The sequence below is a fragment of the Pseudomonas sp. NPDC087346 genome (genome assembly GCF_044744235.1).
Classification (GTDB): domain Bacteria; phylum Pseudomonadota; class Gammaproteobacteria; order Pseudomonadales; family Pseudomonadaceae; genus Aquipseudomonas.
This window is the reverse complement of sequence record NZ_JBIUXX010000013.1, coordinates 88,474-112,458: the sequence shown is the minus strand read 5'-3', so window position 1 is coordinate 112,458 and position 23,985 is coordinate 88,474. Positions and strand designations below refer to the sequence as shown.

Here is a 23,985-nt window from a genome sequence, read left to right as displayed (position 1 = left end):
CGCGAAATTGGAACCGGGACGAAACCTGCGCCTCACCTGCCTTGCCGTGCGCTTGTCGGTGTAACGCGATGTTTCTGAACATCCAGCATTTGCTTACACAAAAAACAGCGAGGAAAAATCCATGCTCGAAGTCATCAACGACTTCCTCTCAGGGAAAGTACTGATCGTGCTCATTGTCGGGCTCGGTAGCTACTTCACGATTCGCTCGCGTTTCGTTCAATTGCGTCATTTCTTCCACATGTTCGCGGTGTTCCGCGACAGCCTGAAAAGCAGCGCCGGGCAACTCAGCTCATTCCAGGCCCTGATGCTCAGTCTCGCCGGCCGCGTCGGTGCAGGTAACATCGCCGGTGTCGGCATTGCCGTGACCCTCGGTGGGCCAGGTGCCGTGTTCTGGATGTGGGTAACCGCACTGGTCGGCATGTCCAGCAGCTTCTTTGAATGCTCGCTCGGTCAGCTCTACAAACGTACCGACTCCGATGGCACCTTCCGTGGCGGCCCGTCCTACTACATCCAGCACGGTCTGCAGAAGCGCTGGTTGGGTATGGTCATGGCGTTCCTGTTGCTGGTGACCTTCGGCTTCGCGTTCAACGGTCTGCAAGCTCACGCCGTGACTCACTCGCTGAACAACGCTTTCGGCCTCGACACCACTTACACCGGCCTCGGTCTGGCGGTGTTGCTGGGTCTGGTGTTCGTCGGCGGGATCAAGCGGATCGCCAAGGTCGCTGACCTGCTGGTACCGGTGAAAACCCTGGTCTACATCGGCGTGACCCTGTACGTGATCGTGCTGCAATTCGATCACGTTCCAGCGATGCTGATGACCATCGTCAAGAGCGCCTTCGGTCTCGACCAGGCCTTCGGCGGTCTGATCGGCAGCGCCATCGTCATGGGCGTGAAGCGTGGCGTGTTTGCCAACGAAGCCGGTCTGGGCAGTGCGCCAAACGTGGCCGCCGTGGCTTCGGTCGAGCACCCGGTGGCTCAGGGTGTGGTTCAGGCGTTCAGCGTGTTCTTGGATACCTTCGTGATCTGCACCTGCACCGCGCTGCTGATCCTGCTCTCGGGTTTCTACACCCCGGGCTTCGAAGGCGACGGCATTGCCCTGACCCAGAACTCGCTGGCCGCCGTGGTCGGTGAATGGGGCCGGATGTTCATCTCGGTCGCACTGGCGCTGTTCGTGTTCACCTCGATTCTCTACAACTACTACCTGGGCGAAAGCAATCTGCGCTTCCTGATCGGTGAAAACCGCAAGGCGCTGATCGGCTACCGCGCACTGGTACTGGTGTTGATTTTCTGGGGCGCCATCGAAAACCTCAGCACCGTGTTCGCCTTCGCCGACATCACCATGACCATGCTCGCGTTCGTCAACCTGATCGCGCTGTTCATGCTGTTCAAGGTCGGCATGCGCATCCTGCGTGACTACGATGACCAGCGTGCAGCCGGGATCAAGACTCCAGTGTTCGATTCGAGCAAGTTCCCGGATCTGGACCTGGACCGCAAAGCCTGGCCAGCCAATCCGCCTGCCGCCGCCGGCAAGGTTGAAGCCGAGTCGCAAGGTGTACCCGCAGCGCAACGCTGATGGGTAAATGACGGGCGCACCCTCTGCGCCCGTCAGTTAAAGTGCAATGCATAACCTGTAGGAGTGAGCCTGCTCGCGATTGCGGTGCATCAGTCGACATCAATGTTGAATGATTGACCGTAATCGCGAGCAGGCTCACTCCTACATGTCATCTTTTGTGGAGAGCTCCAGATGATTGCCAATTCCTACCCCGCCGCTCAACACGTCATGGTTTTGTATACCGGTGGCACCATCGGCATGCAGGCCAGCGCCAACGGTCTGGCCCCGGCTTCCGGTTTCGAAGCGCGGATGCGCGACTATCTGCACAGCCAGCCTGAACTCGTGGTGCCGCAGTGGCGCTTTCGCGAGATGTCGCCGCTGATCGACAGCGCCAACATGACCCCTGCCTACTGGCAGCAATTGCGTGAAGCAGTGGTCGATGCCGTCGACGTGCAAGGTTGCGACAGCGTGCTGATCCTCCACGGCACCGACACTCTGGCCTATAGCGCTGCGGCGATGAGCTTCCAGTTGCTCGGCCTGCATGCCCGCGTGTGCTTCACCGGTTCGATGCTGCCGGCCGGTGTCACCGACAGCGATGCCTGGGAAAACCTCGGCGGCGCACTGGTCGCCCTCGGTCAGGGCCTGGCGCCGGGCGTGCATCTGTACTTCCACGGTGAGCTGCTGACGCCGACCCGTTGCGCGAAAGTGCGCAGCTTCGGTCGTCATCCATTCAAGCGTCTGGAGCGTCAGGGCGGCGGCGTGAAAGCGCCTTCGATCCCGGCAGCGCTGAGCTACAACCAGCCCAGGCAACTGGCCAATGTCGCAGTGCTACCGCTGTTTCCGGGTATCAGCGCGGCAGTCCTCGATGGCCTGCTCGACAGCGGGATCAAAGGTCTGGTTATGGAGTGCTACGGCAGCGGCACCGGGCCGAGCGACAACCCGCGATTTCTCGCCAGCCTCGGCCGTGCGCGGGATAACGGCGTGGTGGTGGTTGCGGTTACTCAGTGCCATGAGGGCGGCGTCGAACTGGATGTCTACGAGGCTGGCAGCCGTTTGCGCGGTGTTGGCGTGCTGTCCGGGGGCGGCATGACCCGTGAAGCGGCGTTCGGCAAGTTGCATGCATTGCTCGGAGCGGGCCTGGACAATGCAGAAGTGCGACGTCTGATCGAACTCGACCTGTGTGGCGAGCTGATCTGAGACGCTCCTGTGGGGTCGCGGCAGCAAGCTTGCCGCAGCCCCGCACAAACCGATCAATCCCTGCGCATATATATATCTACCACCCGGCCTGATGCACAAAGTCCCAGCATGGAAAGACCGAGAGTCATCTCCGGCAACTTTCAGGACTTTCAAGGCAGGGACGCATTATGCAATCTCCGGTTTTACCGCCCACGCAAAACCCACCGACGCTTCACTCCCCGACCGACGCGCTGATGACTCAGTTGTATGTCGGCCCCGACTTTCGCGAGGTCGCCACCGAGCTTTTGCGAATCTCGTTGCAGGCTCTTTATCCCACTCTGGATATCGACCCCAGCATCACGATGGTCGGCACCCCCGGCTGGACGATCATTGATGGCCAGATCGTAGCCGGCCCGCCCAGCTATCAGACGCTGACCGACATCCTCGCCAATCAGGCCGTACTGGCCGTACCCGCTCTTTATATCGCAGGCGAGCACTTCCTGACCCGGCAACCGATCTACGATCCGGCCATTCATTTGCCGGTGCGCATCGATGAAATTGCCAACCTGCTCAATCTGCTGGCTCCGGTGATGCTTGGTGCCTATCAGGAGCAACAAGTCGAATACTGGAACAAAACCAACGCAGATGGCCATCCACGCTGGCACGAACTTGCCAGTACCTTGCGCAACTTGTGGAATGTCGATCAAGTCGAGGGCTGGAACGCCGCCGATTGTCAGCTCGCCCGGGACTTTTTCAACACCCCGGGGCGCGCCGAGCGGGCACTCGATGGGCACTCGGGCAAAGCCTTTCTTATCGACAGTTATCTGGTCGATGAACACAACATCAAGCATCCCAACAAACTGTCGATCGCAGTATTGATGAGCAGCGACTCGGCACAAACCGACGTTCTGACCTACTCATTATTCAAGGGCTACGAGAAGTTCGCTTCCCTTGATGCCTTTGCGGCGGCGTTGCCTGCACACGCGAACCTGTCCGGTAGCTTTCGCGAACTGCAATGGCGGCTGTGGGAGCCCGACGGCAACTTCTTCGAACAACAGGCCTGCCGCCTGATTTCCATGCAGGTCGATGCCATTGGCGCTCTGGACTTCACCGACCTGCGCTATATGGGCCCTGTTGACCGCTCACTTCGATCATCGGCACCTGCCGAAGAGTCCATCGGGCATAGCGGCGCTGATGTCGAATGGTTCAGAAACAAACTGCCCGAGTGGCTGAAAAACGCGCCCCTTTCAGAACTGAACAACTACTCACGCCACCTGAAGGATCTGGCGGCCCTGCACAGTCTCAATGCCGGCAAGACATACCTGGATGACATTCCCTCCATCCAGCAATACGCACTGGACAGATTGAAACAGGCAATGCTGAAAAAGCATCCTGATGCCGCGACGCTGGATCTGGAAAAGATCGAGATGCGCATCAAGAGCCTGGTCATCTGGGGCACATTTATCGTGCCGGGCAAGTTCGAGCGCACCACCTTAAGCCTGACCGATCTGGCGTTGCAGAATCTGATCGCCGTTCCCCTCGGTGACAAGACCCTGCACTCCACTCAAGGCACTGCATTACCCGCATGGCTGACGGTTGCTTATGTGGAAAGCCTGGTCAAAGAAATCAACATCGGCAGCGACTACCCGGCCCTGATCAAGCAAAAACTGGTCAACGACCCTGAACAGGCCAGACTACGGCAGTCGCTGTACAGTCAACACCTGCGTATCCAGTTACCGCTGCTGGCGTTGCAAAACAAGATTCGCTCCAGGGCCAACATCGACACTCTGGGTTACCGGTATGTGTGTGCCCTCATGGAGCCCGACGCGGTCGGCAGAACCGTCGAAGGGCAACCCATCGTGATCCGCCCCCTGGCATTTCTCCCGCAACGCCAGAGCGAAACATCCCCGGATATCGTCGCAAACATGTTCGTCATCGGCCCCCAAGACCCGTCAACCGGGCCGTGCCTGCTGTATCGGCCGATGCTCGACCAGCCGCTGACCCAGTATCCCTCGCCGAGCAATTTGATCTACGCCATCCAGCAATCCGCGAGCCTGCGGGACTCGGTATTGGCGTGGATGGCGGATGATGTTCGCTCCGATTACGCAAACTATGTGTTCCCGGGAGCACTGCCATCCCCCTGGATTGTCGCGGATTTCCTGGTGGACCCGGACAAGGTATCGCGACTGACAGGCCCGCTGAACCTCGCTGGTACGCCATTGGACGCAGACCCGTTCAGCGCCCTGTTCAAGGCCAATACCGACGCATTGATTGAACTCGCCGATCGCCAATCAGTGTCGAATGCTGAAAGCCGCTGGGCCAGTTTCAAACAGGCTGGCTGGCTGATCTTTTCTGCGGTACTGCCGTTTCTGGGACGCACCGTGGGTGTAGCGGCCTGGATCTGGCAAATCATGGATCAGTTGCAGGAGTTGACCGATGCCGCAGAGCAACAGGACGATCAGGCCAGGTCGGCCGCTTTCATTGATGTTCTGCTCAATCTCGGCATGGCAATCACCCTTCACATTGCCACCCACCGGTCATCGGCCAGGCGTCCGGTAACCATCGACGCCGAGTTCCGACATCTGCTGGAGAAACGCCCTCTGACCCTGAAAAAACTGCCTGCTCTTGCTCCGAACGCTTTACCGGACCCGGACCAGACCCTGCAAATCAGCGGCGCGGTCAATCGTTCGAGCAGTGCCCTGGCAACCTTGCTCGACAGTTTCAAGATCAGCAAACCAGTCGATCTCGGAGCACGCCATGCCGAGGAAGGTCACTACCAAAACCTCTACAAATCCGGACACAAATGGTATGCCCCTGTCGGACAACGCTGGTTCGAAGTCAGCGTGGACAACGAGGCTAACGTCAGCATCATCGATCCACAAACGCCGGAACGTGCCGGCCCTTTGTTGATCGGCAACCGTAGGGGGGAATGGTTCATTGACATGCGCCTGCGTTTACGTGGCGGCGGTTCAAAACGTCTGACCTTGAGGGCTGCGCTTGAAGCCAGCGAGAAAGCGGCAAAGCTACGTACCTTGCTGAGCGCGTTTGAACAGCAGAAAACCATCGCGCAGAGCGAGTTGAAACAGGCGCTTGATGCAATGACCTCGGCAACGCCGGGCACTGCTGCGACCAAGCGTCAGTTGTACCTGCAAAAGCTCGAATCCCAACGGGCAGCCTACAAAACAGCCCTGCAAAACCTGCAAAACCTGCAAACCCTGCAAGTCTTCGCTCCAACTCCGGATTATCTGCAGAGAGCGCTCGGCTATCAGAGAGCCCAACTGGAACTGATCCATGCCGGTATCCGAGAGGCGGCAACCACTTTCACTCCGCAACTCAGAACCGTTCTGCGGCAGATAGAGCAACAAGAGTCGAACCCGCATTTGCGAAATATCGAAGACGCTCACCTCATGAGCGGGATGAACCGGGACATGATCGAGCGACTGGAGCAGATTCAAACTCGTATCAATGAACTCAAATCCCTCGAGAAAGAAGGCTTACGACTGATTCAAACCAACCAGGCCCGGCTCCCTGCTTTCTCGATCGATGACCTGCGTGCGCTCCAGATCACCATGGCACGCAACCTGTGCCTGACCCAAACCAGCATAACGACACAGGCAGAAGCGTGGTCGACACTCGACCGGATCGTCGATACCGCCGACATTGCCGTGCAAGCCTTGCGTGATTCACTGGAGGAACGCAGCGCCAACCGGATCGATGAGCGAATCGAAAGCCTCAATGGACTGCTCGAGCAGTTCAGTGTTATCGATGATCGATTGCAGGATTTGCGTCAGGCTTACGCGGCACATGTCGTCGAGGAGCCTTTCAAACAACTCCGCCAGGCACTCGATGCACTCAGCAAGCGCGGTGCCGCTCGACTCGTACAGGATCTCGACGAAAGGGATGCAGCCAGATCCCGACCCTCGCTCCCCGTACAGCCACCCAGACCGAAGAAAAAATTTATCAGGACCCGCTACAACGGCGTGCTGATCGGCGAGCCCAGACTTTCAGCGCTGGGGCTGGACACCGGACTCGTCGATATCACTTCGCCGCTGACGCACAGAGTCATTGCGACATTTCATGAAAAAAGCCCAGGGATTTGGGTGGAGCGGCTCAGTACACCCACAGAACATGCGGCTCCCGTAGACCTTCAAACCAGCCTCAACAGCGCGCAGAAATTGCTCGACGCAATTCCTGCCTTCAAAGTGCGGATGCTTGAGCATGCCAGCCAGAACAGCCACACCCCGGCAGGCGTCGAGTACCTGTATCAGGAGCAGGCCATAAGACTCGAACACCTCAGCGCAGCCATCGAGCAGGCACTGACCGAAGGCAATGTCACCGAAAACACCACGCTATCGGCCTCCAGGATCAACAAGAACCTCAACGACGCGGTGGAGGCCCTGTATCAACAAGCCATCGATGCGCGATTGAAAATGACCCGGCAGCAAGACCCGACACCGGCTGGCGTCGAATGGTTGAAAAACAAAAAAGCCATCACTGTAAAGCGAACAGTCTCGCGACGCCGACTCAAGGCTGCCAGACGCATTTATCTGGACGAATACACCATCACCGATCGAACCACCCGCGAAGTCCTGTGGTATGCACATTTTCATTACTCGCAGGGGTGGACTACCGCCGACGCCTACCTTTACGCACGACTCAAAACCCCGACGGAATACGCGCAGGGGTTGGCAGCCGATTCGGCAAAAGGACTGAATGACGCCAAAACACTCACGTTCTATCGCAGCATGATCGGCACCGAACAAGCCAGGAGACTGTTCTTCACAGCGGCCTGATCCGCGGCGGCGCAGCCATTATGCTGCGCCGCCGAGGCGCGGCACGCTACTTGCTGCATTCAATGCTCAACCATGGCGAGGACCGTCCATGCTCCACTCTCACCTCACGACCTTGAACGCCGTCTCTCTGGTGCTCAATGCGTTCAGCAACGAAGAGGCCAGCAGTGACATGCTTTTGGCCGGCAGCGGCATCAGCGCAGCCGATCTTAGCCGGGCGGACACGCGCATCACCACTAATCAGGAGATGCAGGTCTGCGCCAACGCCGTCGCACTCAAGCACGATATCGGTCTGGAACTGGGCCAGCGAATGCACGTTTCCTGCTACGGCATACTTGGTTACGCACTGCTCACCTGTGCCACCTTCGGTGACGCTTTACGCCTGGCGATCCGTTATCCGGCGCTGCTGGGAACACTTTTCGAGTTGAGTCTGGAGGACGACGGCGAGCGCGTCTGGTTCGTCGCCGCCGACTACCGTGAGAGTCCGGCGATGGCGGTGTTCAATGCCGAGTTCTGTCTGGTATCGCTGAAAGTCATTTGCGATGACTTGCTCGGGCATCCAATGCCGTTGCTGGCGGCACGCCTCGAACATGTCGCACCGCAATATCGCGAAAGTTATGCCGAGCATTTTGCCTGCCCGGTGCATTTTTCTGCCAAGGACAACGCCTTCGCGTTCGACCGGTGCTGGCTCGATCAACCGCTGCCGCTGGCCGACGTGATCACCCATCAGGCGATGGCCGAGCGCTGCCGCAAGCAGAACACTGAATTCACCGGGCGCCAGGCATGGCTGGGGCGGATTCGCCAATTGCTCAGTGCCCAGTTGAATGCGGCACCGGGCCTTGAGGGCTTGGCGCAGCAAATGAAGTGCTCGCCGCGCACCTTGCGCCGGCACCTCAAGGACATGGGCAGCAGCTATCAGGAACTGCTCGACGAGCTGCGTTTCGAACGGGCCAAGCAGATGTTGTGCGAGGATCAGTTGCCGATCTACCGCATCGCCGAAACCCTGGGTTTCAGCGAGACCGCGAGCTTCCGCCACGCTTTCGTGCGCTGGAGCGGTGTTGCGCCGAGCCAGTTCCGGCCACACGGATAAGCAAAATTGTGGGAGCTGGCTTGCCAGCGATGAGGTCGGCACAGCCAGCATTGATGTCACCTGACACTCCGCTATCGCTGGCAAGCCAGCTCCCACAGGTTTTGTGTTCGCGTCCATTACCGAGACAGGCTTGCCTCATAAAGGAGCGAATTCCGGTCAAACGTTTTGGCCATATCGATCCCCTTTTGGCCTTTCCTGCCGTTCTCCGATTCGCCTCGCGCCGCAACACTGGGGTCAACCGAATCAGCCCTGCGGAGAACAACAAATGCTGACGATCTACTCAGACGATCACCACCTGCACCATGGCCGCTGCGAATTGATCGACGGGCAACTCAAGCCTTGCTTCGAGATGCCGTCGCGCGCCGACCACGTTCTGCAACGCGTGAAGCACCAGGAACTCGGTCCGGTCGAGGCGCCGAAAGACTTCGGCCTCGAACCGATCGCGCGCATCCACAGCCGCGACTATCTCGACTTCTTCAAGGGTGCCTGGGCACGCTGGGCCGAACTCGAAACCGACGGAGACCTGCTGCCCTACACCTGGCCGGCACGCACCTTGCGCCAGATCAAACCAACCAGCCTGCACGGCCAGCTCGGTTATTACAGCTTCGACGGCGGCGCACCGATCACTGCCGGCACTTGGCAAGCGGCCTATAGCGCGGCGCAAGTAGCGCTGACCGCACAAGCCGAAATACAACGTGGAGCACGCAGTGCCTTTGCCCTGTGCCGACCACCGGGACACCACGCTGCTGGCGACTTGATGGGCGGTTATTGCTACCTCAACAACGCCGCCATCGCTGCGCAGGCATTCATCGATCAGGGCCACAAGAAGGTCGCGATCCTCGACGTCGATTACCACCACGGTAACGGCACGCAATCGATTTTCTACGAGCGCAGCGACGTGCTGTTCACCTCGATTCACGGTCATCCGGAAGCGGAGTTCCCGTTCTTCCTCGGCTACGAAGACGAACTGGGCGAAGGCGCCGGTGAAGGCTTCAACTTCAACTATCCGCTGCCGGCCGGTTCCGGCTGGGACACCTGGAGCGCCGCGCTGGATCAGGCCTGCAACGAGATCGACAACTACGGCGCCGACATCATTGTGGTGTCGCTGGGTGTCGATACGTTCAAGGACGATCCGATCTCGCAGTTCAAGCTCGACAGCCCGGACTACCTGGCGATGGGCAAGCGTATCGCCGCGCTGGGCAAACCGACGCTGTTCGTCATGGAAGGCGGCTACGCGGTGGAAGAAATCGGCATCAACGCGGTGAACGTGCTGGAAGGTTTTGAACAATGAGCCGACTCAAGCACTTCATCGCCCCGGCGCTGTGCGCCGCGTTTCTGAGCAGCGCCGTCCACGCCGAAGAACGCACCCTGCGCGTCTATAACTGGTTCGACTACATCACGCCAAAGGCGCTGGAAGACTTCAAGGCGCAGAACACCCAGACCAAACTGATCTATGACATCTTCGACACCAACGAAGCGCTGGAAGCCAAGCTGCTGACCGGCAACTCCGGCTACGACGTGGTGGTGCCATCCAACGTGTTTCTCGCCAAGCAAATCGAAGCCGGGGTGTTCCAGCCACTGGATCGCAGCAAGCTGCCGAACTGGAATCACCTCGATCCGAAACTGATGAAGTTGATCGAGGCCAACGACCCGGGCAACAAATTCGCCGTGCCGTACATGTACGGCACCATCCTGATCGGTTTCAACCCGGCCAAGGTCAAGGCTGCGCTGGGTGACAACGCTCCGGTGGACAGTTGGGATCTGATTTTCAAGGAAGAAAACATCAGCAAGCTCAAGCAGTGCGGCGTCGCCCTGCTCGACTCGCCGTCGGAGATTCTGCCGCTGGCCCTTCAACACCTCGGCCTCGATCCGAACAGCAAGAACCCGGCGGACTATGCCAAGGCCGAAGCACTGCTGATGAAGATTCGTCCGTACATAACCTACTTCCATTCATCCAAGTACATGGCCGACATCGCCAATGGTGACATCTGTGTGGCGGTCGGTTATTCCGGCAGCTTCTCGCAAGCCGCCAACCGTGCCAAGGAAGCCAAGAACGGCGTGGTGGTGGACATGCGTTTGCCGAAGGAAGGCGCGCCGATCTGGTTCGATATGCTCGCGATTCCCAAGGGCGCGAAGAACACCGAGGACGCCTACACCTTCATCAACTACCTGCTGCAACCTGCGGTGATTGCACCGGTCAGCGACTTTGTCGGTTATCCGAATCCGAACAAGGACGCCACCGAACTGGTCGATCCGGCGATCCGCAACAACCCCAATCTGTACCCGACCGATGCCGCGATGAGCACGCTGTATACCCTACAGCCGCTGCCGCGTGACGCCGAACGTGCGCGCACCCGGGCGTGGACCAAAATCAAGTCCGGGACCTGAGGCTCACCCAGTCAAAGACCCGCTTCGGCGGGTCTTTTTTTGCCTGCAATATTTATGTACCGCCCGACGCCGAAGTCGCTGCCCTACCTTGCCTTGGTCCGGCGCTGCATATCGCAGCGGCCGTCACATCAGACAAGGATATGGTCATGCCCGAAAGCACCACGCCCAGCGCTGTCGATGTACTCACCCAACTGGTGAGCGGCCCCTCACTTACCGAAGTCGCCTCCAACACGCTGATCCCGATACTCGCCAAAATGTACCCGCTACTGTCCATCGATCCGACACGGACCATGGTCGCCACGCCCACCTGGATCATTAACAACGACGGGATCGAAGCAGGTCCTTGCCAGTTCGAATCGCTGACTGATGTGCTGGTCAGACTTGCCCTTTCAGGTACTGCAGTAACCTTCATCGACGGCGAACATTTCCTCACCCAACAACCGCGTAATGAGCTTTCCATCCAGCTTGCGGTGGAGATCGAAGCAGTCGGTGCCGTGCTCAACGAGTTCGCGCCGTTACTGTTCAGAGCCTTGCAGGAACAGCAGATCGACTACTGGAATAACCCGTTCGGCTCTTCCATGCCGCGCTGGCACCAGCTCTCGCACAGCTTGCAGCAATTGTGGAATGTCAGCGCTGACAACGGCTGGGATACTGATGAGCAGGCGATGGCGCGAGCCGTGTTCACCAATCCGGATAAAACCGCACGAACGCCCAGCGATCCCTACCGGACCCGCGCGTACCTGATCGACCTTGATCTGGATGCAGGCTCTGCCTCTGCCCGCGCGCACCTCAACATTCTCGAAGTCGCCGTTCTGGTGGGTACCCTCGGTCAACGCACGCTGATCATCACGCACTCGATCACACAGGGCTTTCGACGTTTCGACAGCTTCGCCGGACTGGAAAAATCGCTGCAATTGCCACTTGGAGCGCAGGGCGAATCAATGGACGTGAAATGGCGGTTGTTCGAACCGCTGGGGAATTTCTTTGATCAGCAAGCGTGTACGCTCATTGCGCTGGAAGCCGAGGCAATTGGTGACATCGACTTTTTCCAGCGTCCCGATCGCTCGGCATTTGTTCCGCACCTTGGCGCAGGCGATGGCGCGAACGCTACAGCGCAGCAACCGTCACCGCGCTTGACCGGCCGGGAGCACCCACTGCCGCAATGGCTGGCCAGTGCCGCTCCGGCCGACCAGTCCCGCTACAGCCGTCACTTGCTCGATCTTGTCGCGATACAACAACAAAACGCAGGCAAGACTTTTCAAGAAGAAGTCCCCGGCATCCAGGTGTTCACCCTGACCGAGCTGAACAAAGCGATCAGCCGGGCACCAGCCCGCAATGCCAGATTGCAAGACGTCGAGATGACCATTACCAGCCTGGTGGTCTGGGGTACCTTCGTCCCGCCGGAGCATGAGCAGACTTTGACGCTGTCACTGGTAGAGCTGGCACTGCAAAATCTTGCGGGCTTGCCACTGGGTAACAAGTCCGTGCACTACCGGGACGGTGTGACACCAACCCCCTCATGGATGACCCCGGCATATCTGGAAAACCTGGTCACTGCGGCGGACATCGGTAAAACCTACCCGGCCCTGCTCAAAAACAGTTTGATCGAAGACCAGACCCAGGCCACACATCTACGCCAGCTCTACTGTCGCCAATTGCCCGTTGAGCTGCCGTTACTGGCGCTGCAACACAAAATTCGTGGCGAGGCAGGCCTCGATGAACAGGGTTACCAGTACGTCGTGGCAGCGCTGGCCGCAGAACCGACGGAGCGGCGAGTCGATGGGCAGGAGATCGTGATCCGCGCACTGGCATTCGTTATCGACGGCCACACTGGCGACAACGCGGACGAAGTGGTCAACATGTTTGTGATCGGCCCGCGCGACGCAGACAAAGGCCCCTGCCTGCTTTACCGCCCACTACTTGATGCGCCGCTGTTGCAATACCCGTCTACGGCGAATCTGTTGTACGCCATCAGGCATTCGAGAACATTGCGTCAGTCAGTGCTCGCCTGGCTACCGGACAGCGTGCGCTTCAATTATTCACAATATGTCTTCCCCGGTGCACTGCCTTCGGTATGGACCATTCCGCAACTGTTGATCGACCCGAAACTGTCGCCTGATCTCGCCGGTACCGTTTCGCTGGGCAACCGCGTGCTTGAACACGACGTACCGGGAAGCTTGTTCCTGGCCAACGCCGAAGCGCTGATCACTCAGGCTGATCGTGACTCCGTGTCCAACGCCGAAGCCCGTTGGGCGACGTTGAAACGAGGTGGCTGGGCACTTTTCAACGCGGCATTACCGTTTCTCGGACGCGGTGTCGGCACGGCGGCGTGGATCTGGCAGATCATGGACAATCTACAAGAGATCGCCGAAGGCCAGGAGCAGCAACAACCCGCCTGGACAGCACTGACCGATATCCTTTTGTCGCTCGGCATGGCGCTCGCCCATCGCGCTGCAACACGCAAGACACCACAACGCGGCGCGGCCCTCCTCAAGAAAAAACCGCAAACGGCCAACGAGTCCATTGTCCCTGGCCGCATCAGCATCGCCCGGCTACCAGACATAGCCGAGCATAAACTGCCGCACAATCACGAGTTGTCATTGCACGCCATCGGCGCATTGGAGAACTCACCAACCGATTTAGCCACCGTGCTCGACAGCCTGAAAATCAGCCGTCCAGAAGAACTGACAGCGCCTGCAACCGAAGGCCTACACCGGTATCTGCACAGCAACGGTCAGAAATGGTTTGCACCGGTAGGGGCTCGCTGGTTCGAAGTCGCGGTAAATGACAACGATGACGTTCAGATCATCGACACGCGCCAACAATCAAGACGCACAGGTCCCTTGCTGGTCGGCAATGCGCGCGGCGAATGGTTTGTCGATCTGCGACTGCGGCTGCGGGCCGGAGGCCTCAAAAGTCGGCTCAAGCAATTACAGGAAAAGAACGCAGAGCTTCTGCGCAAGAAGAAACAGGACATTGCCGTCTTTGATGCCAGTCTGGAAGACAAGCGCAACGACCTGGTCAATGTCCGGCGCAGCATGCTGGAGGCCACCCCCGAGAATGCCGCAAGCGCCCGCCAGCAGTTTCTCGATACGCTCGACACTCAGATCAACGACTACAGCACACACATCGAGAGCCTGAAAGAGCTGAACATTCTCGAAGCGGTACCCAACTACCGCACCGCCATGCTCGACCGGTTTTCTTTGCAACTGTTTCTGATGCAATCATGGATCGATGAGACGTTCCCGGCGTTCCGCGAAAACCTGGAGGCAACTCTCGCGCTGCTGGAATCAAATGTCAGCACACCCGCTGCTGATCGCTATGCGCCCTTTGAGAGCATGTCCAACCTGACAAAGAGGCTTATCGAAAAAATCCGGTTCGCCCACACACGCTTCGCGCAAATGATGCTGCTGGGTAAAGAGGCGGTCGAGATCAGTCGCCAGTACAAAGCCAGGCTGCCATCGTTTTCACTGGAAGACCTGAAGCTGCTGCAAATCACACTGGGGTCGGAGCTATGCCTCAAGGCCGACCCGGCATCCACGCACGCAGGCGCACGACTGGCCCTCGAATCTCTTATCGAAGATGCCTCGCTGAACATCCAGAGTGTCCTGGATCTGGGCTCTGAGCAGAGTTTCAATCAGCTCGGCGAACGCGTAGAGGCGATGAATAATCTGGTGGAGCAGTTCGATGTCATCGACCAGCGATTCGCTGATCTTTTGACCGAGTACCCCCAGCAGGTAGTACCGGAACAACTCGATCAAATCAAAGAGCATGTCGCCGAGTTCCATCAGGACGCCGTACAACAGCTGTCGAGCCTGCTGCGTGACCAGCGTCTGTTGGAGCCGGTCGCCGGACCGTCGAAATCGCCGGTCACCCCTGCGAAAAAAATCATCAAGACACGTTACAAGGGCACGCTGGTTGGTCAGCCGCGTCGCGGCGCTGACGGCCAGGACAGCCATCTGGTAGACGTGGTGGCGCCGTTGACCGGAAAGGTTATTGCGACCTTTCACGAAAAATCCCCGGGCACCTGGGTCGAAAGGGTTCCCGCCAAACCGCTGACCTCTGCCAGGCCGAACCATGATCTGCCGAAATCCCTGCAAGCCGGGCAAGAGTTGCTCGATGGCGTATCCGCCTTCAAAAGACGTACCCAGGCGCACATCGAGCGGGCACAGCGCAATCCGACAGAGATCGAGGAGATTTACTATCTGCATGCAGCGCGCCTGCGTGAGGCCATGGAGAAAATCGATCAGGCCCTGACTGCGGGGAACCATACCGCCAGCAAAATCGCCTCCGCAGCTGTATTGCAGCAGTCGCTCGACGCAGAGGCCACAACGCTTTACGCCCGGGGTCGCGCCGCGAGAATCGAAATTACCAAACAGCAGGCCCCGACGGCGGCACGGGTCGAATGGCTGTACAGCAAGGGGGAAGTGACCATCGACAGTGCCTCCGAACGCCGTCGACTCAAAGGCCCGCGCAAGGATTATCTGCTGGAGTATCCGATCCTCGACAAACCGACGGGCAAGGTCCTGTGGTACGCGCATTTCCATTACGCAGGGGCCACCGATCCATTGCCGACATTCACCGCTGCGCATCTGAAAACTGTCGAGCAACGACGACTGGGCGGTGCCTACGTCGCGCGCGAGAACCGCAGCAATCAGGAGCTGATCGCGATTCATCGCAGCACCATAAGTCACGCTCAGGCCGATGCCTTGTTCTTCCATCGATTAAACGCCTGAACCTCACGAGCCCGGCTGGGACGGGCTCGTTTTTTCAACCTATATATATCTACCACCTGAGTGGACAGGCATCTCGGTACTTTCGGTTGCAGACGGCAAATGCCGCATCGCCCACCCAACCGGTACCGATCCCATGCCAGAAACAACTCGCACAGACATCGCCCCACCGCTGCTGAACAAGAGCCGACTCGTCGAGCAATCCAGCGGCGGCCCGACCCTGCATGACGCTGCCGCGCAGTTGCTGCGCAAAGCCCTGAACCAAAGGTTTCCCCAGCAATCGCTCGACCCGGACAAAACCATGCTGATGTCGCCTGTCTGGCATCGCCAGGGTGACGATCTGGTAAGCCACGGCAACCAGTTCGAATCGCTGACCCACGTATTGGCACGTCTGGCTTTTACCCGGGTCACAGCCAACTACATCGAAGGCGAACACTTCCTGACCCTGACCCCTCGGGCCAGCGAACCTGTGCATTTGCCGATCAGCATGGACGCCGTCACCACGATATTGAATGATCATGCCCCGGCGTTATTCGTCGGATTCGCGCAAAGCCAACTGGACTACTGGAACGCAGCCGTCGACACAGTGCCGCGCTGGCAACAGTTATCGGACACCCTGCAACAGTCGCTGCACGTTCAGTCGGTAGATGGCTGGGATGCAAACGAGTGTGCTCTGGCACGCCACGTTTCGCAGTTCCCGGACAAGGCTCTACGCGCCGCTACCCATGCGGGTCTGGTAAACATACGCGCCAGCCTGATAGACATCGATGTCGTCTTTGACCTTGCGGAAAGTAGCCAGACCCGTCACCTGATGCTGACCGGGGCTCTGGTTCTGACTGCGACCCTGGGCAGCCGTGAGTTGATCACGCTGTATACCATCGATGAGGGTTGTGAATCTTTCGGCTCCATGGCGCAGCTGGGAGCCACCCTGCCCGGCCGCATTGACCTCGACCTCAGAGGACAAGGCTTGAAGTGGCGGCTTTATGAGCCCGAGGGCAATATTTTTGATGCAATGGTCTGGGCATTGGTGGGCTGCCAGGTCGACTCCATCGATGCCCTTGATCCGGCAAGTCGCTCACCCGCGAAAGGGCTCGCGATACGGCAGGACAGCAACGCAAGCGACACTCAGATCACCGCGCACATCGAACAGCTTGAAAGTGCGATACCTGAATGGCTGATGAAGGGTTCGCTGGAAGACATTCAGGCCTACAGCGGCTACCTGACGGCTCTGGGCAAGCTCAGAGGCGAGTCCGCCAGCGATGTTTTCGACAGCAGCCCTGTGCCGCTGATCATGGACTATGCGCAACAGCAAATGCGCGCCGCCATCATCGCCGAACGGACAGGAGCAGACGCTACGCTATTGCGCCTCGACGATGTACGGATCACCGTTACTCAGAGCTTCGAAGTCGGTGGTTTCACCCTGCCCGATCCACGTCAGGTCAGAGTCCAGAGCCTGGGCGAGTTCGCCCTGCACAACACTTCGCCCTACCTCGCAAAGGTGGCATATGTCGATGGAGCACTGACTCCAGACTGGATGACGAGCAAGTTTCTGTTGCGGATTGCCAGCGAGATCAACATCGGCGAGAACTATCCGAAGCTGATCAAAAGTACCCTGATCGACGATCCGCAACAGGCCCGGCGGCACAAGCTGCGCTATAGCCGTCAACTGCCGATGCTCCTGCCGGTGCTGGCGCTGGAGTGCAAACTCAAGCAGCAAGGTGATGTCGACGAGCAGGGTTACCGCCAGGTCTGTCAGTTGATGACCTCGATCACCGCTCACACACCTGCTGCCGAGTGGCAGGCACAGATCCGGCCGCTGGCATTCATCCCGCATTTTCGGCGCGGCAGTACGCCCGACACTATCGCGAACATGTACATCATCAGCCCGCGCGAAGGCGCGAGCGGTCCTTGCCTGCTTTATCGCCCTCTGCTGGATCAACCGCTACGCCAGTTTCCGTCCGAACAAAACATGTTGTATGCGTTTTACCAGCCGGGCGAATTGCGTGATTCGGTGCTGGCCTGGCTGCCGACCCGCGCCTTGAGTTTCGAATACGCTCAGTATGTATTTTCCAGTGGCTTGCCATCGCCCTGGGTCATTGCCGACCTGGCTTTCGACCCGTTCCGTCACTTGGACCTGAGCGCCGCCGTCAGTCTCGCGAAAGCGCACTTGAGCGGCGATATTTGCTCGACTCTTTTCGACAACAACAGCCTGGCGATGGTCGAGCTTGCCGACCGCCAATCGACTTCCAACGCCGAGCGCCGCTGGGCATTGCTGGCGGACAGCGGCTGGGCGCTGTTTGGTGTGGCAACCAATTTTCTCAGTGGCCCGGCGGGTGCCGCGGTCTGGGTCTGGCAAACCATCAATCAGATTCAGCAAGCGCTGGATGCCCATGCCGCAGGCGACACGTCCGGTGAATGGTCTTCAATCGGTGATGTGTTGCTGACGCTGGGTATCTTGCTTGCGCAAAGAACTGCGGTACGACGCCTGCGGCTATCAAGTCCGTTGATTGAGGAAGCTGTCTTCAAGCGCGCACTTGCCGATGAGCCGCGTCTCGTCACGCAACCCCAGCGCAAGGCACCTGTCACCATTCACGACACCATGTCGCTGACAGACCCCCTGTCTGATACACACTCCTCCACCCTGGCTCCAGTGACGCTGATTCGGATCAACGCACATGCGGCGTTTTTGCAAACCATCGAACGCTTGAAAGTACCCAGGCCGAATCTGCCCGAGGGGGCCATAGCCAATACCGACCACCTTTATGAATTCGCGGGCAAGCAATACGCCAAAGTCGGTGAGCGCTGGTTTCAAGTCAGTGCCGAACCAGATGAGCCAGTATTCGTCCTCGATCCAAATGCCGCCACACACCCGGGCTTGTGCGTGAAGTTCGACGCGCAATCCCGGCACTGGCACTGGGAACTGAAACTGCGGCTACGCGGCGGCGGCCCGACGGGAAGAATCGAAACCCTGCGCCGCGAGAAAATCAAACGCAAGGACGAGGCCTGGGCCGCACTGCATCGGTTCATGGAACAGGAAGCCACCAACAAGGCCGATCTGGATGAAGCCCTGCGGCTGCCGGAACACAATGACCTCTCTGCCGCGATGTCTGAAGAAGATATCGCCACTTACATCAGTAAGTCCGACACATTGGCCAGCGGTTACAGCCAGGCACTGCTCGATCTCGAAAAATGGCGTGAAGCCGGTGGCGCAGGCGTCTTTTATCAGGCACAACTGATGCGTTTGACGATCGAACAGAATCGCTACCTGAACGGTTGGATGCGTATGAAGTTGCGCGAGTATGCAAGGATCGTCGCGCCGCAACTCAGCGCTCTGGAACCAGCCGAAACCCGAGCACGCCCGATACAAATGGAAGCTGCGCGCAAAGCCATCGCTGTGAGCGATGAAATGATCGAGCGCCTCACTCTGCTGCACACTTCACAGGAACGGCTGAACCATCACACTGGCACTACCCGCAAAGTGGCGGCAGAGTTGCAAAGACTGATGCCCGCACTTTCGCGCCATGACTTGCAGGCGAATGAAATCGGCATGTCCATCGAGCTCTCGTTGCGTGATGCACCGGACAGTACGCTGGAGCCGTTACGGCAACTGATCATTCCGGTTTTCGATGGCGCCGCCGACGCAGGCCACACACTGTTCAGCCGCGCCGGTATCACGAGAGCAGTGAAAAACCCGAACCTGAGCATCGAGCAGCTCATCGTATTGGTAGACCGCCTGGCAGATGCCGAACATCGGCTACAGGATCTGTTCACCAGTTCGTCCACGCAACTGGAAACCAGCCGCTTCCAGCGGGTTCAGCAACTGGTTGCGGAGTTCCATCAGCAAGCGCGGCATCGCCTGCTTGAACTGCTGCCGGAGCCGGAAGAAATACCCACTGCCGCGATGGCCAGACTGGAGCCGACGCCTTCCACTTCACGTGCAGTCGGTAAGGTGAACAAGTCCAGACCGCGGATTATTGAAACGCAGAAAGCGGCGTCCACCGAAACATCACCAGCACTCGAAGAGATGCCCATCGTCAAGAGCACCGCCCGACGCCCGATACCGGCGCCAACGCCAGGCGATGAAGCGCTGATTGGCAATGCCATGACCATGGTCAATGAGCTTGATCCGATCATTAAACGCCTGCGCACAGATGCCCAGCGACCTTCGCGTATTCCGGCGGACATGAAAGACCTGTTCGATCAACAGGCAACTCGTCTTGATCACGCTGCTGCCAATGTTGATGCCGTGCTCGCCCGCAGACACGCAGAGTTTCCAGTGGCCAGCTTGAGCTCCGAGCTACGCAACGCAGCAATCCGAATGCGCCGTGAAGGCGTCAATGTCTATGGCGCCATGCTCACAGGACGCAAGCCCAGGGAGAGCTACCTGCAATGGCTACACGATCACGATCTGGTGCAGATCAACAAAGACCCGCGGGGACGAATCCGCACCAAACAGCGCAAAGACTATTTTCAGGAGTACCGGGTTTTCGACAAAGCACGCCAGAACAAGCCTTTGTGGGTTGCGCACTTTCATTACGACGCCCTGACCGACCCCGACGACCAGTTCACCGCTGCACACCTCAAATTTGCCGACAACTTTCTGCAGGAGTTGCCCGCCAAGACGCGTCAGGAACTGGAAAGCTTCGATGCGGTAGATAACGTGCTGCGCAGGATCGTCCATCCAAAGGTACTGGATCTGTTTCTCCACCCGGATGAAAAGGTCGATTGAAGCGCAAGAAGCGCTGGCTGAATCATTTGCACCAGACACTGCGCAACCGTGCCAGCGCAACTTGAATATCCGCCTCCGGCACGGCGGCAAAACCAAGAACCAATCCGGCGCGTTGATCTGCCGGAGTGTGGGAGTCGGGTAACCAGTAGTTGCTCAGGCCATTGACCTCGACTCCGACACTTTGCGCTTTGGCGATCAATTCGCGCTCGCGGACAAGGCTGCTCACCGAGACGGTCAGGTGCAGCCCGGCGGCCACGGCAGGCAGGCTTCCGACACCGTCAACATCCTTCGGCCAATGCGCCAAAAGGCAATTGCGCCGACTCAACGCAGCACGGCGCATACGACGGATATGCCGCTGGAAATGCCCGGCCGCCATGAACTCGGCCATCACCGCTTGGGTGCTGACTTCGGAATGCCGCACATCCACCGCCCGGCGTCGGGCGAAGGCCTGTACCAGCCCGGCCGGCAACACCAGATAACCCAGGCGCAATGCCGGAAACGCCACCTTGCCGAACGTCCCGACGTAGAGCACCCGACCTTCGCGATCCAGCGCTGCCAAAGGCGCCAGCGGTGCGCCGCTGTAGCGATACTCGCCATCGTAGTCGTCCTCGATGATCCAGCCTTGATTGCGCTCCGCCCAGGCCAGCAACTCAAGTCGCCGCGCCAGACTCATGACCACCCCTGTCGGATATTGATGTGACGGCGTGACATAGGCCAGTCGGCAATCGCTCAAATTCGCCAGTGCCGCGCAATCAATGCCCTCTTCATCCACCGGCACCCCGTGCAACCGCGCTCCCGCCACGGCAAAGGCATGGCCGGCTGCCCGATAGCCGGGATTTTCGATGCCGACCACCGCGCCCGGCTCCACCAGCAGCTGTGCACAAAGGCTAATGGCCTGTTGAGCGCCACTGGTGATCACAATTTGCTCAGCCGAGCACTGCATGCCCCGGGAACTGCGCAAATAAGCGGCAATCAATCCACGCAGTCGCTCGTCCCCCGCCGGATCGCCGTAGCACAACTGCTGCAAAGCCGGTTTTCGCCAGAAAGCCGCGTTGAGCTTGGCCCAGACGTCGAATGGGAACAGATCGAAGGCTGGCACGCCCACCCGAAAAGCGCGCGGCGGGCCGCTCGGTGGCGTCGGTAAATGGTTGTGTTCGAGGGTCTGTAAAGCACTGCTGTGGATAACTTTACTGGATAAAATCCCAGGTGTATTTGGCGATTTTGTGGATAAGGCTGTGGGTAAGCCTGTTGAAAACCCTGTGGATAGTTTTGTGGATAGTTTTTTTGCCGCAGGTTGTGTTTGCGGCAGTTGCGCCACATAGGTTCCGTCACCGACACGCCCCTCGATGTACCCCTCTGCATAGAGTTGATCGTAGGCGCGCACCACGCTATTACGCGAAATACCCAACGCCGCCGCCAGATCACGGCTGGCCGGCAGTCGGGTGCCACTGCCCAGTCGCCCATCCAGCACGCGCAGGCGCAGTGCCTGGAAAAGTTGCAGGCTCAGGCCCTGACGGCGGTCGAGTTCAATCCCGGCCGGATTGAACGGCATTGCTGGCGTGGTGGATTCGGGCATGACAATGGACCTATGAAATTGGTCATCAATGGCTCTTACAACAGACCAATAGCCTGCCTAGGATGCAGGCATTCGCCAAGGAAAATTTCTCCATGTACACGCCCCGCGCCTTTGCCATCGACGATTTGTCGCAACTGCACGAATTGATCCTCGCCACTCGCCTCGCCATTTTGGTGACCCACGGCGAACAGGGCCTGCAAGCCAGCCACATACCGGTGCTGCTGCATCGCGAACAAGGTGAGAACGGCACGCTCTACGGACATCTGGCCAAAGCCAATCCACAGTGGAAAGACCTGCGCGACGGCGCCGAAGCCATGCTGATCTTTGCCGGCCCCGACGCCTACGTCAGCCCGGGCTTTTACCCGAGCAAGGCCGAGCACGGCAAAGTCGTGCCGACCTGGAACTACGTCGCCGTGCACGCCTATGGCCACGCCGAAACCTTCAGCGATGGCGGACGCCTGCTCGACATCGTCAGCACTCTCACCGACCGCCATGAAGCCGGCCGCGCGCAACCGTGGAAGGTTGACGATGCGCCCGCCGACTACATCGACGGCATGCTCAAGGCCATTGTCGGTTTCGCGATTCCCATCGACCGTCTCGAAGGCAAACGCAAGCTCAGCCAGAACCGCAGCGACGCCGACATCACCGGAGTGCGCGAAGGACTGGCCGCCAGCCCCGAGATCAACGACCAGACACTCGCCCACTTGATGCGTTAAGGAAATCACCATGAGTCAAATCGACATCCGCCCGGTCACCGCCAGCGACCACGCCGCCTGGCTGCCGCTGTGGCAGGCCTACCTGCGCTTTTACAACACCGAATTGCCGGACGCCGTTACGCACAGCACCTGGCAGCGTTTTCTCGACCCGGGCGAACCGACCCACGCCGCGCTCGCCTGGGCCGATGGCAAAGCCGTGGGCATGGTGCATTTCATCTACCATCGTTCGAACTGGAGCATTGAAAACTCCTGCTATCTGCAAGACCTGCTGGTCGCGCCACAAACCCGTGGCACTGGCGTCGGTCGCCTGCTGATCGAACACGTCTACGCCACCGCCAAGGCTGACGGATGCTGCAAAGTCCACTGGCTGACCCACGAAACCAACGCCACGGCGATCCAGCTCTACGAGCGCATCGCCGAACGCCCGGGGTTTATCCAGTTCCGCAAAGCCATCTGAGACTCTTCAAGGAAAATCGCGCCATGACCACCTCACTCGCCGATTGGAAAGGCGTACCGCCGCCCTCGACCACACTGCTCGAAGGCCGCTTCATCCGTCTGGAAAGACTTGACCCTGCACGCCACGGCGACGATCTGTTCAAAGCCCTCGAAGGTCCCGATGCCGATCCGAAACTGTGGAACTACCTGCCTTACGGCCCGTTCCCCGAGCGCAGCGCTTTCAATGACTGGCTAAACAACAACGCGGCCAGCAGCGATCCGTATTTCTTCAGCGTCATCGACCGCGTCACGGGTCAGGTGCAAGGCATCCTCAGCCTTATGTCGATCGTCCCGGCGCAGGGCCGTATCGAAATCGGCCACGTTACCTTCGGCGCGCCGATGCAGCGCTCACCGAAAAGCACCGAAGCGGTGTACCTGCTGGCCAAGGAATCTTTCGCGCTGGGCTACCGGCGCCTGGAATGGAAATGCAACAACGGCAACGCCCGCTCCAAATACGCCGCCGAACGCCTGGGCTTCAGCTTCGAAGGCGTATTCCGCCAGCACATGGTGGTCAAGGGCGAGAACCGCGATACCGCGTGGTACTCGATTCTGGATTCGGAATGGCCGGCGATTGCGGCGGGGTTCGAGCAGTGGCTGTCCGACGAAAATCAGACGCCTGACGGGCAGGTGAAAGGCTTGGTCGAGTGCCGCGCTTAAGCCTGTAAAAGCAAAGATCGCAGCCTTCGGCAGCGCCTGCATTTGTCTTGTGCAGGCGCTGCCGAAGGCTGCGATCTTTTGAT

Annotated in this window: 12 protein-coding genes; 11 read left to right on the top strand and 1 reads right to left on the bottom strand. The window is 59.0% G+C overall.

Annotation, left to right across the window (positions count from 1 at the left end):
- Positions 1–121: 121 nt before the first annotated feature.
- From ACIOZM_RS10980 to ACIOZM_RS10945, 8 genes are all read left to right on the top strand, one after another.
- Positions 122–1,573 carry an alanine/glycine:cation symporter family protein gene (locus tag ACIOZM_RS10980; RefSeq protein ID WP_401213209.1) on the top strand — a complete coding sequence of 484 codons (1,452 nt, stop codon included), beginning with the start codon at positions 122–124 and terminating at the stop codon, positions 1,571–1,573.
- 171 nt (positions 1,574–1,744) lie between these two features.
- On the top strand, positions 1,745–2,749 hold the full coding sequence (locus ACIOZM_RS10975) for an asparaginase (RefSeq protein WP_401213206.1): 1,005 nt from the start codon (positions 1,745–1,747) through the stop codon (positions 2,747–2,749).
- Positions 2,750–2,982: 233 nt separating this feature from the next.
- A complete protein-coding gene (locus ACIOZM_RS10970) occupies positions 2,983–7,521 on the top strand; it encodes a hypothetical protein (RefSeq protein WP_401213203.1) in 4,539 nt (1,512 codons plus the stop codon).
- 88 nt (positions 7,522–7,609) lie between these two features.
- Entirely contained in the window at positions 7,610–8,608 is a 999-nt protein-coding gene (locus ACIOZM_RS10965; protein ID WP_401213201.1) for an AraC family transcriptional regulator, read from the top strand.
- A 265-nt stretch (positions 8,609–8,873) separates the two neighbouring features.
- The gene (locus ACIOZM_RS10960) at positions 8,874–9,899 is read left to right on the top strand and encodes a histone deacetylase family protein (RefSeq protein ID WP_401213198.1); all 1,026 of its coding nucleotides are present in this window, start codon (positions 8,874–8,876) and stop codon (positions 9,897–9,899) included.
- The gene (locus ACIOZM_RS10955) at positions 9,896–10,996 is read left to right on the top strand and encodes a polyamine ABC transporter substrate-binding protein (protein WP_401213194.1); all 1,101 of its coding nucleotides are present in this window, start codon (positions 9,896–9,898) and stop codon (positions 10,994–10,996) included. The genes ACIOZM_RS10960 and ACIOZM_RS10955 overlap by 4 nt, the downstream gene beginning before the upstream one ends.
- 146 nt (positions 10,997–11,142) lie before the next feature.
- Positions 11,143–15,732 carry a dermonecrotic toxin domain-containing protein gene (locus ACIOZM_RS10950; protein ID WP_401213191.1) on the top strand — a complete coding sequence of 1,530 codons (4,590 nt, stop codon included), beginning with the start codon at positions 11,143–11,145 and terminating at the stop codon, positions 15,730–15,732.
- Positions 15,733–15,865: 133 nt separating this feature from the next.
- Entirely contained in the window at positions 15,866–20,458 is a 4,593-nt protein-coding gene (locus tag ACIOZM_RS10945; RefSeq protein ID WP_401213188.1) for a dermonecrotic toxin domain-containing protein, read from the top strand.
- A gap of 22 nt (positions 20,459–20,480) precedes the next feature.
- Here ACIOZM_RS10945 and ACIOZM_RS10940 read toward each other — a convergent pair whose 3' ends face one another.
- Positions 20,481–22,034, bottom strand: a complete 1,554-nt coding sequence (locus ACIOZM_RS10940; protein ID WP_401213186.1) for a PLP-dependent aminotransferase family protein — start codon at positions 22,032–22,034, stop codon at positions 20,481–20,483.
- A 92-nt stretch (positions 22,035–22,126) separates the two neighbouring features.
- Between ACIOZM_RS10940 and ACIOZM_RS10935 the strand changes: the two genes are divergently transcribed.
- From ACIOZM_RS10935 to ACIOZM_RS10925, 3 genes are read left to right on the top strand one after another with little or no spacing between them, the layout of a single operon-like run.
- On the top strand, positions 22,127–22,750 hold the full coding sequence (locus tag ACIOZM_RS10935) for an FMN-binding negative transcriptional regulator (protein ID WP_401213183.1): 624 nt from the start codon (positions 22,127–22,129) through the stop codon (positions 22,748–22,750).
- Between the two features lie 10 nt (positions 22,751–22,760).
- Entirely contained in the window at positions 22,761–23,207 is a 447-nt protein-coding gene (locus ACIOZM_RS10930) for a GNAT family N-acetyltransferase (protein WP_401213181.1), read from the top strand.
- Positions 23,208–23,230: 23 nt separating this feature from the next.
- On the top strand, positions 23,231–23,902 hold the full coding sequence (locus ACIOZM_RS10925; protein ID WP_401213177.1) for a GNAT family N-acetyltransferase: 672 nt from the start codon (positions 23,231–23,233) through the stop codon (positions 23,900–23,902).
- Positions 23,903–23,985: the final 83 nt, after the last annotated feature.

Bases quoted from the DNA above. Each gene is read 5' to 3' on its own strand.
- ACIOZM_RS10980 (WP_401213209.1), top strand. From the start codon at position 122: ATGCTCGAAGTCATCAACGACTTCCTCTCAGGGAAAGTACTGATCGTG.
- ACIOZM_RS10975 (WP_401213206.1), top strand. From the start codon at position 1,745: ATGATTGCCAATTCCTACCCCGCCGCTCAACACGTCATGGTTTTGTAT.
- ACIOZM_RS10970 (WP_401213203.1), top strand. From the start codon at position 2,983: ATGACTCAGTTGTATGTCGGCCCCGACTTTCGCGAGGTCGCCACCGAG.
- ACIOZM_RS10965 (WP_401213201.1), top strand. From the start codon at position 7,610: ATGCTCCACTCTCACCTCACGACCTTGAACGCCGTCTCTCTGGTGCTC.
- ACIOZM_RS10960 (WP_401213198.1), top strand. From the start codon at position 8,874: ATGCTGACGATCTACTCAGACGATCACCACCTGCACCATGGCCGCTGC.
- ACIOZM_RS10955 (WP_401213194.1), top strand. From the start codon at position 9,896: ATGAGCCGACTCAAGCACTTCATCGCCCCGGCGCTGTGCGCCGCGTTT.
- ACIOZM_RS10950 (WP_401213191.1), top strand. From the start codon at position 11,143: ATGCCCGAAAGCACCACGCCCAGCGCTGTCGATGTACTCACCCAACTG.
- ACIOZM_RS10945 (WP_401213188.1), top strand. From the start codon at position 15,866: ATGCCAGAAACAACTCGCACAGACATCGCCCCACCGCTGCTGAACAAG.
- ACIOZM_RS10940 (WP_401213186.1), bottom strand. From the start codon at position 22,034: ATGCCCGAATCCACCACGCCAGCAATGCCGTTCAATCCGGCCGGGATT.
- ACIOZM_RS10935 (WP_401213183.1), top strand. From the start codon at position 22,127: ATGTACACGCCCCGCGCCTTTGCCATCGACGATTTGTCGCAACTGCAC.
- ACIOZM_RS10930 (WP_401213181.1), top strand. From the start codon at position 22,761: ATGAGTCAAATCGACATCCGCCCGGTCACCGCCAGCGACCACGCCGCC.
- ACIOZM_RS10925 (WP_401213177.1), top strand. From the start codon at position 23,231: ATGACCACCTCACTCGCCGATTGGAAAGGCGTACCGCCGCCCTCGACC.